Annotated in this window: 11 protein-coding genes; 4 read left to right on the forward strand and 7 right to left on the reverse strand. The window is 40.9% G+C overall.

Translation table 11 applies throughout. From position 1 onward, the window contains the following. The first annotated feature begins 36 nt into the window (after positions 1-36). Positions 37-1,473, forward strand: coding sequence for a pyruvate kinase (pyk, locus tag V7783_RS14185; protein WP_335679263.1), 1,437 nt, complete (start codon positions 37-39; stop codon positions 1,471-1,473). A 122-nt stretch (positions 1,474-1,595) separates the two neighbouring features. Here pyk and V7783_RS14190 read toward each other — a convergent pair whose 3' ends face one another. From V7783_RS14190 to thrS, 6 genes are all read right to left on the reverse strand, one after another. Then, entirely contained in the window at positions 1,596-2,420 is an 825-nt protein-coding gene (locus tag V7783_RS14190) for a LytR/AlgR family response regulator transcription factor (RefSeq protein ID WP_335679264.1), read from the reverse strand. After that, on the reverse strand, positions 2,417-3,490 hold the full coding sequence (locus V7783_RS14195) for a sensor histidine kinase (RefSeq protein WP_335679265.1): 1,074 nt from the start codon (positions 3,488-3,490) through the stop codon (positions 2,417-2,419). Before V7783_RS14195 ends, V7783_RS14190 begins: the two co-directional genes overlap by 4 nt. Positions 3,491-3,665: 175 nt before the next feature. Beyond that, complete coding sequence (gene rplT, locus V7783_RS14200; RefSeq protein ID WP_008110477.1) at positions 3,666-4,028, reverse strand: 50S ribosomal protein L20; 363 nt, start codon at positions 4,026-4,028, stop codon at positions 3,666-3,668. A gap of 15 nt (positions 4,029-4,043) precedes the next feature. Next, positions 4,044-4,244, reverse strand: a complete 201-nt coding sequence (gene rpmI, locus V7783_RS14205; RefSeq protein ID WP_004587840.1) for a 50S ribosomal protein L35 — start codon at positions 4,242-4,244, stop codon at positions 4,044-4,046. 208 nt (positions 4,245-4,452) lie between these two features. Then, positions 4,453-5,016, reverse strand: a complete 564-nt coding sequence (gene infC / locus V7783_RS14210; protein ID WP_335679266.1) for a translation initiation factor IF-3 — start codon at positions 5,014-5,016, stop codon at positions 4,453-4,455. Positions 5,017-5,075: 59 nt separating this feature from the next. Then, positions 5,076-6,986 carry a threonine--tRNA ligase gene (gene thrS / locus V7783_RS14215; protein WP_335679267.1) on the reverse strand — a complete coding sequence of 637 codons (1,911 nt, stop codon included), beginning with the start codon at positions 6,984-6,986 and terminating at the stop codon, positions 5,076-5,078. 258 nt (positions 6,987-7,244) lie between these two features. Between thrS and V7783_RS14220 the strand changes: the two genes are divergently transcribed. The 3 genes from V7783_RS14220 to V7783_RS14230 all read left to right on the forward strand — a co-directional run bounded on the left by V7783_RS14220 (position 7,245) and on the right by V7783_RS14230 (position 10,718). Then, positions 7,245-8,285 carry an endonuclease/exonuclease/phosphatase family protein gene (locus V7783_RS14220; RefSeq protein WP_335679268.1) on the forward strand — a complete coding sequence of 347 codons (1,041 nt, stop codon included), beginning with the start codon at positions 7,245-7,247 and terminating at the stop codon, positions 8,283-8,285. Positions 8,286-8,326: 41 nt separating this feature from the next. After that, positions 8,327-8,773, forward strand: coding sequence for a DUF3010 family protein (locus tag V7783_RS14225; RefSeq protein WP_064666315.1), 447 nt, complete (start codon positions 8,327-8,329; stop codon positions 8,771-8,773). A gap of 199 nt (positions 8,774-8,972) precedes the next feature. Further along, positions 8,973-10,718, forward strand: a complete 1,746-nt coding sequence (locus V7783_RS14230; protein ID WP_335679269.1) for an AMP-binding protein — start codon at positions 8,973-8,975, stop codon at positions 10,716-10,718. 45 nt (positions 10,719-10,763) lie between these two features. Here V7783_RS14230 and V7783_RS14235 read toward each other — a convergent pair whose 3' ends face one another. After that, complete coding sequence (locus tag V7783_RS14235) at positions 10,764-11,693, reverse strand: alpha-E domain-containing protein (protein WP_335679270.1); 930 nt, start codon at positions 11,691-11,693, stop codon at positions 10,764-10,766.

An 11,693-nucleotide genomic window follows, 5' to 3' on the forward strand; every position in this document is an offset into this window, starting at 1 on the left:
CCTGCTTACCATTTAGTAAGCCTACAGGAGAATTTGATGCTTAGACGCACAAAAATAGTCGCGACCCTTGGACCTGCAACCGATCGAGATAATAACTTAGAAAAAATAATCCGTGCTGGTGCAAACGTAGTGCGTTTGAACTTTTCACACGGTATTGCACAAGATCACAAAGATCGTGCCCAAGCGGTGCGTGATATAGCCAAGAAATTAGGCAAGCACATTGCAATTTTAGCCGACTTACAAGGCCCAAAAATTCGTGTATCGACATTTAAGGATGGCAAAGTAAGCTTAGTTGTTGGCGCTAAATTTATTCTTGATGCAAAAATGGAAAAAGGCCAAGGCGATGTCAGTGCTGTTGGTATTGATTACAAAGAGCTTCCACAAGACGTTGCGCCAGGTGATTTATTACTATTAAATGATGGTTTGATCCAACTGACTGTTGATAGTGTTGAAGGCCACTTAGTTTATACCACAGTGACTGTTGGTGGCGTATTATCAAATAATAAAGGTATCAACCGTTTAGGTGGTGGTTTAACCGCACCAGCGTTTACTGAAAAAGATAAAGAAGATTTAATCACCGCCGCTGAAATTGGCGTAGATTACATCGCTGTTTCATTCCCGCGCAGCGGCGATGACATGCGTTATGTTCGTTCACTTGCAGTAGCTGCTGGTTCAAACGCACAGTTATTAGCAAAAATTGAACGTGCAGAAGCGGTTGAGACTGTTGAAGCCGTTGATGACATCGTATTAGCGTCTGATGCTGTGATGGTTGCCCGTGGTGACTTAGGTGTTGAAATTGGCGATGCTGCATTAATGGGTAAGCAAAAGTTAATTATCCGCCGCGCTCGTTCACTAAATCGTACAGTGATCACCGCAACGCAAATGATGGAATCAATGATTGATAACCCAATGCCAACACGTGCAGAGGTTATGGATGTTGCCAATGCAGTACTAGATGGTACTGATGCTGTGATGCTTTCTGCAGAAACTGCAGCCGGTGATTACCCTGAAGAAACAGTGGCAACGATGGCACGTGTTTGTTTAGGTGCAGAATCGCAAAAAGAAACGCACGTTTCTAAGCATCGCTTAGACAGCCGTTTTTCATCAAATGCTGAATCAATTGCTTTATCTGCTATGTATGCTGCAAACCACTTAGATTCTGTGAAAGCGATTATTACTTTAACTGAATCAGGCAGCACAGCTAAATTGATGTCACGCATCAGCTCTGGTTTACCTATTTATTCATTGTCTCGTCATGCAAGTACACTTGGTCAAACTGCTCTATATCGTGGTGTTTACCCAGTATTCTTTGACTCTACACAATGTGAAAAAGAGAACATGGTAAAAGATGCCCTAAACACGTTAGTTGCGGCAGGTTCATTACAATCTGGTGATACCGTTATTATCACTCACGGTGATGCAATGGAAACTGTTGGCGCAACCAACACGATGAAAATTGTTACTGTTGCTTAATTATAAAGGTTTAATTAAATCGGTTTAAAAAGCAGTCATAAAAAAACGCGAGCCTAGGCTCGCGTTTTTTATTTAAAATACACTGGGTTAAATCTAAATCACTAAATAGAACCGTGTCTAAATTAACTCGCTAGTGCAGCTTTTACTTTATCGCGATAACTACGGCTTACTTTTAGTTCTTGGCCGTTATCTAGCACTAACAAATACTCACCGCTTACCTGAGTGACGAGCTTGCTAATTTGTTTAGTGTTTACAATCGCGCTGCGGTGTACACGTACAAATAGCTGTGGATCAAGTTCCTGTTCTAATTCTTTCATGGTTTTGCGAAGAATGTGGGTTTGCCCATCTTGGCAATGCAAACACATATAGTCACCTGCTGCATCAACCCATTGAATTGTCGCTACAGGCACGCGGATTATTTCACCCTGCTCTTTCACAGCTAAAGATTCTGGGTAGCGACGATCTGTTAGGGTATCGCCAGTGGCCAGTTTTTTCAAAATCTCTTCACAATTATTGCCAGTAATTCCAGCGACAAAACTTGCCAATTTCTTTTTATGGGCGTTGTCTTGTTGCGTCTTCAAGTAGGTATGCACTTTTTCTACCGCCTGTTTTAGTCTGTTGTCATCGACTGGTTTAAGGATATAATCTAAAGCATGAATTTCAAATGCTTTGACTGCGAACTGATCAAATGCGGTGACAAATACAATAGCAGGTAATGCTCTGACACTTTCACTAAGTGCTCTGGCAACCTCAAATCCATTCATTCCTGGCATTTGAATATCTAAAAAAACTAAATCTATTTTCCCTGCTTTACAGGCATCAATGGCTTCTTGTCCAGAGCTGCAAAGTTGCATGACTTCAATATCATCAAATTCTTCTAATCTTACTGCTAAGCCTCTTCGGGCTAACGGTTCATCATCAACAATCAGGGTCTTAATCTTGCTCATTTCTTCACAGCCTTTTCAAACGGAACGCGCAGATTCACTTTCAATCCACTTGGCGTATTATGTGACAACACAAACGAATAGTTATTTTCATACAAGGTTTTTAGACGGTCTTTGGTATTGGCCACACCGACTCCTTGCGAATTAACTAGTTGGCCATTAAGTAACTCAGTACCTGGGCCATTATCGCCTACTTCCAATAATAGTTCATTAGCAAAAACTTGTGCTTTAATATCAATCACTCCGCCTTCAATAAGGTGTGCTATCGCATACTTAATCGCATTTTCGATGATCGGTTGCAAAATCAAACTTGGTACTAATGCATTTTTTGCTTCATCACTGACTTGTACATTCACCTGTAGTCGCTCATCAAAACGCACTCGCTCTATTTCTAGGTAGAGCATCAGTGCATGCAACTCTTGTTCAAGTGGTACTTTTTTTATCGGATCGGTATTGAGTGTATAACGTAAAAAATCACTCAATTTTGACACCATTAAATTAGCATCTTTATTCTCTTTAACCAAAATCAACGTTGAGATAGCATTCAAAGTATTAAATAAGAAGTGTGGATTTAACTGATAACGCAGCATCTTTAATTGCGCTTCATGTGCCATAGTAGTGGCTTTTAGAGCTTTCTGGCGCTCACTTTGCAAAAGTTGATAATACTTAATACCAAAATACAAACCACTCCAACAAAGTATAATATAAACGGAATCTAAGCCTTGTTGAAGATAATAAAACCACTCTGTTGGACGATAACCGTGGCGATAAATTTCCCATAGATTAAACTTTTGGATCACCGCCCATAAAGTGCCAGTAACATAAGACGCACTGAACACCACCAGCATTAAAACCCAAGGTGCTGCATTCCAGGCCTTGCGATACATATAACGCAAAGGCACAGTCATTAAACAACCGGCGTAAGCATTGAGCACGATAACAAATACATAGATATCGCGCATTTCAAACACTTTAGAGCCAATGTAGTTAACAAGTGCATAACCTATCCAACCGGCGATCTGTAAGACCCAAAAGAACCGTTGGCGGTTATCAACTAAGGATTGCCAATTCAAAATAGTTAATTACCTCATTTATTTGTAATTATTATATAGCGTTAGTTAGGGTGGGATCACTACCGACTATCTCGCTTTTCACGAGCCTTACCGCAAAATAAAAATATGTATGCATTTTATTTTAGCCACAAAAAAAGGAGCCATGGGCTCCTTTTCAATACTTATTTGTAAAAGCTTAAGCTGCCGCTAGGCCTTCTTTTGCTTTTGCAACAAGCGCTGCGAATGCAACTTGGTCATAAACAGCGATATCTGCAAGGATCTTACGATCGATTTCTACAGATGTCTTTTTAAGACCATTGATAAAACGGCTGTAAGACAGACCATTTTGACGTGAAGCAGCATTGATACGTGCGATCCATAATTGACGGAAAGTACGTTTCTTCGCGCGACGGTCACGGTAAGCGTATTGACCCGCTTTAGTAACAGCCTGGAAAGCTACGCGGTAAACACGTGAACGTGCTCCGTAGTAACCTTTTGCTTGTTTTAAAACTTTTTTGTGACGTGCACGTGCGACAACGCCGCGTTTAACTCTTGCCATTTCTAAAAACCCCTATTAAGCGAATGGTAACATACGTGAAACTAGACCATGGTCATTCTTATGAACCATCATCTTAGGACGTAGGTGTAACTTACGCTTAGAAGTTTTCTTAGTCAGAATGTGACGAAGATGCGCTTGTTTACGCTTGAAACCGCCTGAAGCAGTTTTCTTGAAACGCTTAGCAGCGCCTCTGTGACTTTTTAGCTTATAAGCCATTGCAATAACTCCAAATGTATTGCTTTAAAATTAGTAAGCAGGCGTGAGATATATTGCTATAGCTCCACTTTTAGGCCTAACTTACTGCCATAGTCCGGTGAAAACCCAACATAAATGCTGCAGTTTTACTTTAATACCGGTTAGCACAGGTGAATATTTTCATATTACTTGGTGACCTGAGCTAAATTCGGTGCGCATCTTAACCTGTTTATTGCTTTTTAGCAACAGGCGCCATCATCATAACCATTTGACGGCCTTCAACACGATTTGGGAAAGACTCAACAACTGCAAGTTCTTCTAAATCATCTTTGATACGGTTTAATAATTCGATACCAATTTCTTGGTGGGCCATTTCACGACCACGGAAGCGGATGGTTATCTTAGCTTTATCGCCACCTTCTAAGAACTTACGTAAGCTGCGTAACTTAACCTGATAATCACCTTCATCCGTGCCAGGACGGAATTTGATTTCTTTTATCTGGATCTGCTTTTGCTTCTTCTTCTGCTCTTTTAGTTCTTTGCTTTTTTCAAAGATGAACTTACCGTAGTCCATGATTCTGCAAACAGGCGGCTCAGCATTTGGGCTAATCTCAACTAGATCAACACCAGCGGCATCAGCCATAGTTTGCGCGTCTTTTAATGACTGAATTCCAGCTTGCTCGCCTTCAATGTCAATTAAGCGAACTTCTTGAGCTGTAATTTCTTCGTTAATACGATTTTTTTGGGCTGTTTGTTGCCCTTTCTTGCCGCCTCTAATGGTACGTTCCTCCAAGAATATCTAATAATAAGCGTGTAGTTAGCATATTAATCTATGCCCTACACGCTGGATTTTTATAGTCGATTTTTAATTTCATCGCTAATTTTAGCGACAAATTCATCAACATTAAATTTGCCCAGATCTTCACCTGTGCGGGTACGTACTGCTACTTCTTGTTGTTCAACTTCTTTGTCGCCAACAACCAGTAAATATGGGATACGTTTTAATGTATGTTCACGGATTTTAAAGCCAATCTTCTCATTTCTCAAGTCAGCAGCGGCTCTAATTCCAAGTTTATTTAATTTTTGTACAATTTCTTGCACATAATCTGCTTGTTTATCGGTGATATTCATAATCACCACTTGCTTAGGCGCAAGCCACGTTGGGAATAAACCAGCATACTCTTCAGTTAAAATACCAATAAAGCGTTCAATCGAACCTAAAATTGCACGGTGGATCATAACAGGTGTGCGACGTTCGTTGTTTTCAGCAACATATGTTGCCCCTAAACGTCCAGGTAATGCAAAATCTAGTTGCACTGTACCACACTGCCACGCTCTGTCTAAGCAATCGTACAAAGTAAATTCAATTTTTGGACCGTAGAAGGCACCTTCACCCGGTAAATAGTCAAATTCGATGTTATTTGCTTTCAGTGCTTCAGCAAGCGCAAGCTCTGCTTTATCCCACATTTCGTCTTCGCCAATGCGTTGTTCTGGGCGAGTCGACAACTTAACAACAATTTTTTCAAAACCAAACGTTTCGTATGTATCATAGACCATTTGGATACAAGCTGATACTTCATCCATGATTTGCTCTTCAGTACAGAAGATATGCGCATCATCTTGAGTAAAGCCACGTACACGCATTAAGCCATGCAATGCACCTGATGGCTCATTACGGTGACAACAGCCAAATTCAGCCATACGCAGTGGTAAATCACGGTACGATTTTAAACCTTGGTTAAAGATCTGTACGTGACCTGGGCAGTTCATTGGTTTGATTGCGTATTCACGCTTTTCAGATTCAGTGGTAAACATTGCCTCTGAATACTTTTCCCAGTGCCCTGATTTTTCCCATAACGAACGGTCCATCATCATCGGACCTTTAACTTCTTCGTATTGGTATTCACGGAGTTTTTCACGTACGAACTCTTCTAATTCGCGGTAAATGCTCCAACCATCGTTGTGCCAAAACACCATGCCTGGCGCTTCTTCTTGCCAATGCCATAAATCGAGTGCTTTACCAATACGACGGTGATCGCGCTTTTCAGCCTCTTCAAGACGTTGTAAATACGCTTTAAGCTGTTTTTTATCGCCCCATGCGGTGCCATAAATACGTTGCAGCATTTTATTATCTGAATCGCCACGCCAATAAGCACCGGCCACTTTCATTATTTTGAAGTGTTGGCAAAAACGCATATTTGGTACGTGTGGGCCGCGACACATGTCGATGTATTCTTCATGATGATATAAGCCTGGACGGTCATCTTTGCTGATGTTTTCGTCAAGGATTTCAATTTTGTATGTTTCGCCACGAGCTGCAAATGCTTCGCGGGCTTCTTGCCAGCTTACGGTTTTTTTAACCACGTCGTAGTTTGTTTTAGCAAGCTGTAGCATGCGCTTTTCAATGGCTTCTAAGTCATCTTGACTCAGGGAATGTTCCATATCGATATCATAGTAAAAACCGTTATCGATGGTAGGACCAATTGCCATTTTTGCATCAGGGAACAATTGCTTAACTGCATGACCAATCAAGTGAGCACATGAGTGACGAATAATTTCAAGACCGTCATCATCTTTTGCGGTGATGATTTCAAGGCGAGAATCGTCTGTAATTAAATCGCAGGCATCAACACGGGTGCCATTAACACGACCAGCAATGGTTGCTTTGGCAAGGCCTGGGCCAATATCGTTGGCTACATCAAGAGTGCTTACTGGGTTTTCAAAACTACGCTGACTGCCGTCAGGGAGAGTAATAACTGGCATTATAAATCCTTACTACAGTGGTGACGCCTACAATGCATCACATGTATTTATTAAAGTAAAATGAGTAACTCGACAACGCTTTTACGAATAAGCATTGCTAATTTTAACCGTCTTCGGTTAATGCATTTGTTGAGTCTTACCAAACACAAGCGGTTATTGTCGCGGTTGAAGCCACTAAATACAAGTATTTAGCCAGACAAATTGACAAATAACTGCTGCATTTCATACTTAATGCAATTTCAGCTGTTGGATCATCGAATGAGCGTTCTTAAAAGTATCCGTTTTGCCACCTTAAATTTACTTAATTATGCGGCGCCGCCTTATTCCTTTTACCAATTGCACGAACGCTACAATGCAACTCAGTGGCGGCAAAAACAGCAGTTTATTACCGACTTTCTACAGCAAAGCCAAGCGACCGTTATCGCATTTCAAGAAGTGTTTAGCCCCAAACAACTCGAAATACTGTGTAAAGAGCGAGGCTATGACTATTTTGCAACCGTCGCTACACCTCGCAGCGATAATCTATATCCACAGGTGCTATTTAATCCTGTGGTCGCTATTGCTGCAAAAATTCCTTTTCAATACTGCCATGAATTAACCCCTTGCCCTGAGTTACTTGAGTATTTAAATAATCAAAATGAGTTTAAATTTAACCGCACGCCAATTAAGTGCCACTTTGATATACCTGGCTTTGGCGAGTTAGCCTGTTATGTGGTGCATTTTAAATCACAACGAGTGCATTCCATGGCGCATATGCTAAACATTCACAATCAAGACGATCCACTACTTAATTTACTGCAGCAAACGGTTGGCATGATGCAATCACATATATCTCGGTCACTGGAAGCATCAATTGTCTACTACGACGCACTTAAAACACAGCGTGAGAAAAATTGCGCAACCTTAGTTATGGGCGACTTTAACGACAATATACAAAGCCCGGCATTATCATTTATGACGCAAGGTTTTCACCCGACTCGCTGCGAACCTTGCTTAGAGCTTGAGCAACCAATCGTTGGGCTTACTGATGCGTTTGAATTAAGTACTGAAGCGATTCAAGGCAAAACCAAGCCTGCCACCCATTATTACCAAGGCCGTGGCAATGTATTAGATTATATTTTAGTCTCTGGGCACTTTAATACTGACTGCGTGTTATCGCGTATAAACTCGTTGCGTTATTTAAGTTTCGACAAACATTTAAATCCTGAGCAAACAGATGAAGATATTTGCATCAGCGATCACGGTGGCGTTGGCATTGAAATCGCTTTTAATGCCAACGACGCTCGCATCTTGAGGTGACTTGGGTATAATGTAGCAAACTAGTTATTTAGAGAATGACAATGAGAACATGCGGTGTAGAAATTACCGGTAGTGACGTACTACTGTGTATTTTAACAAAAGATAAAGACGTATTTGATATACGCGATATTCGCCAAACTCGCTTTACATTAGGCAATGGCAATGACACAGAAGTAATGCGTAAATTCCAGTTTGATTTTGCTAAACTGATGCAAGATTATCAGATTGATTCTGTTGCTATTCGTCAACGTGCCCCAAAAGGTAAGTTTGCAGGCAGTGCCAATGGCTTCAAAATGGAAACGGCGATTCAATTAATTAAAGAACTCGATGTACACTTATTCACAGTGACTGAAGTTAAAGAGCAATTAAAGCGCAATCCAATCCCTATTGATTTTGCAGAAACGGGGCTGAAAAAGTACCAAGAGAATGCATTTGTTAACGCTTATGTCTATTTAATGAAAAAAACCTACCGTAGTGAAGAGCTTTAATTTTTAATTAACCCTCTATCTACCACTGAGCGTGACGCTAGTGCGTATTGCGACCATGTTTGCACATACTACTAGCGTTTTTTATTGCCTATAATTTCTGCTTTTTATTGCTACATTGGTCGTATAGCCCTTTCCTTTGTCGACAATCTGTGTTTTTCTAACAATGTAAACTCTCACAACATTGACACGGAGAATGATGATGCAAGTAGAACAGATTAACGAAACTGCAAGCGACACAAATAATAAAGTCAAAAATCCAATAGGGTTATCAAAAAGCTACTATCAGGGGGCTCAGAGTCCTGCATTGATCAATAAAACAATTGGTAATTACCTTGACGATATTGTCGACAATAACCCACATCACCCAGCAATAGTCGTTCATCATCAAAATATTCGCTTAAGTTATAAAGATTATCAACAACAAATCAACCAACTGGCAATGGGCTTGCTCGCTTTAGGGGTGAAACCAGGTGATCGGGTTGGTATCTGGTCACCTAATAATCTTGAGTGGTGCTTAACGCAATTTGCAACAGCTAAGATCGGGGCCATTATGGTCTGCATTAATCCAGCCTATCGCCCTAATGAATTACAATATGCGCTTAACTCGGTACAGTGCTCTACCCTTATTACCGCCTCTAATTTTAAAGCCAGTAATTACCTTGATATGCTTAATGAGTTACTGCCAGAACTTGCAACAGCAACTCCTGGGCAACTCAGCGCAAAAAATTTACCTGATTTAAAGAATATTATTCGTATTGGCGATGAACCTGCACCGGGCATGTTTAGTTTTAAACACGTTATGGCACTGCCCAACGATGCAACACAACAAGCACTCAAGAGCATTGCAGCAACACTAAAACCAGACCAAGATATCAATATCCAGTTTACTTCTGGCACGACGGGTAACCCAAAAGGGGCGACTTTATCGCATCGCAACATTTTGAATAATGGTTTTTTAATGGCTAATGCCATGGGGTTAACTGCCGCAGATAAACTGTGTATCCCCGTGCCTTTGTATCATTGCTTTGGCATGGTACTAGGAAACCTTGTGTGTATCAGCAAAGGTGCCACTGCAGTGTTCCCCGGCGAATCGTTTGATCCAACCACCACCTTAGAAGTGGTTGAGCAAGAGCGCTGCACCGCGCTTCATGGCGTGCCTACTATGTTTATCGCAGAGCTTGAACTAAAAGATTTCTCCCGTTTTGATTTATCAAGTTTACGCACCGGCATAATGGCTGGATCAACCTGCCCAGAGCAGGTAATGCGAAAAGTGCACTCACTAATGCATATGAAAGAAGTGGTAATTGGCTATGGTCAAACTGAATGCAGCCCTATTAATAATGTCACTGAAATTGATTCCCCTATCGAGAAACAAGTCACCACAGTTGGCCGCGCCCTCGCCCATACCGAAGTAAAAATAATTGATGAAGTGGGCAATATTCAAAAAATCGGCCTGCCCGGTGAAGTATGTAGCCGAGGCGCTGGTATTATGCGCTGCTATTGGAATGACGAAGAAAAAACCGCCGCAACGATTGATAAAGATGGCTGGCTGCATTCGGGTGATTTAGGGGTAATGGATGAGCAAGGCTTTGTTGCCATTGTAGGGAGGATAAAAGATATGATTATTCGCGGTGGAGAGAATATCTACCCGCGAGAAATTGAAGAAGTACTCTACACTTATCCGGGCGTGCAAGATGCCGCTATTTTTGGTATCAGTGATGAAAAATACGGTGAAGAAGTCTGTGCCTGGGTGCAACCCAAAGAAGATGCGATATTAACAGAGCAAGAAATACGCACTTTCTTAAAAGATAAACTCGCCTACTTTAAAGTACCGAAGCACATACGGTTTGTTGAACACTACCCGATGACGGTGACGGGTAAGCTACAAAAATTTAAAATGCGTGAACAAATGCAAGCAGAAATAAAAGAAAGCGCATTTTCTTAAACTGTAAGCGCCCAACGTCAGTATTTGTTGGGCGTATACCTTGCTTTATTCAACTGGTTTTAAAAAGTACGTTTGCGCAAGTGCGTTATGAATACCAGCTAATTCTATTTGTATTTGATCGATATAATTATGCAAATGCCCATTTTTCAAAGATCTGACATCTTTATTTTTTAAATCATCAATAGCTATATCAATTAATTTAATAATATCAGTAGAACTTTCAAGTGGCATAATGAGGGACTTTAATTCTAATAAACAAAATAAAATTGAACGTGGGAACACGTCACTATGCATTATAAACTCTAATACATCAGCTCGTTGCACTCGAACGCCCATCTGTTGCCTATACATTTGATATGCACTTAATGAACGCAACAAACTGATCCACTGAATATTCTCATAAGGCTTTGCTTCATCACTGGTTATCAACGTCTCTGAGCGTATATCTAAAATACGTGATGTCATATCAGCTCGTTCAATCAACGAACCAAAGCGGATAAACGTAAAGCCTTGATCATGATTAAGTGTCGCATCGATAGCACCAAAAATTTGATGAGCAGACTCTATAATTGCCTTTAGGTAAGCGAATCGACCACGCTTAGCAAGCCCCTCTTTTTGATTGTCTTTAACATAGTAATATAACGAATTTATTTCCTCCCATACATCACGTGGCATAACGTCACGTATCGTACGGGCGCTCTCTCTTGCGTAGATAATGGAATTTAAAATAGACGAGCCATTTTCACTGCCAACCAGTAAATACCGAAGTGCTTTTTGCTCAGAATAGTCTGCGTGCTTTTCTTGATAAGCCTTTCGCGCACCTATTATGTCAATTAAGGGCTCCCATCCAGTGCATACACCTTTTGGCAAATCCATCATCAGCATATTGTTGACGTTAATTAAGCGAGCAACATTTTCAGCACGCTCAACATAGCGTGCTACCCAATACAAAGTTTCACCTACTCTTGATAACAT

The sequence above is a fragment of the Pseudoalteromonas sp. genome (genome assembly GCF_036960685.1).
In the GTDB taxonomy this organism is placed as follows: Bacteria; Pseudomonadota; Gammaproteobacteria; order Enterobacterales; family Alteromonadaceae; genus Pseudoalteromonas.

Bases quoted from the DNA above. Each gene is read 5' to 3' on its own strand.
- V7783_RS14225 (WP_064666315.1), top strand. From the start codon at position 8,327: ATGAGAACATGCGGTGTAGAAATTACCGGTAGTGACGTACTACTGTGT.
- V7783_RS14220 (WP_335679268.1), top strand. From the start codon at position 7,245: ATGAGCGTTCTTAAAAGTATCCGTTTTGCCACCTTAAATTTACTTAAT.
- thrS (WP_335679267.1), bottom strand. From the start codon at position 6,986: ATGCCAGTTATTACTCTCCCTGACGGCAGTCAGCGTAGTTTTGAAAAC.
- V7783_RS14190 (WP_335679264.1), bottom strand. From the start codon at position 2,420: ATGAGCAAGATTAAGACCCTGATTGTTGATGATGAACCGTTAGCCCGA.
- rplT (WP_008110477.1), bottom strand. From the start codon at position 4,028: ATGGCAAGAGTTAAACGCGGCGTTGTCGCACGTGCACGTCACAAAAAA.
- pyk (WP_335679263.1), top strand. From the start codon at position 37: ATGCTTAGACGCACAAAAATAGTCGCGACCCTTGGACCTGCAACCGAT.
- rpmI (WP_004587840.1), bottom strand. From the start codon at position 4,244: ATGGCTTATAAGCTAAAAAGTCACAGAGGCGCTGCTAAGCGTTTCAAG.
- V7783_RS14230 (WP_335679269.1), top strand. From the start codon at position 8,973: ATGCAAGTAGAACAGATTAACGAAACTGCAAGCGACACAAATAATAAA.
- V7783_RS14235 (WP_335679270.1), bottom strand. From the start codon at position 11,693: ATGTTATCAAGAGTAGGTGAAACTTTGTATTGGGTAGCACGCTATGTT.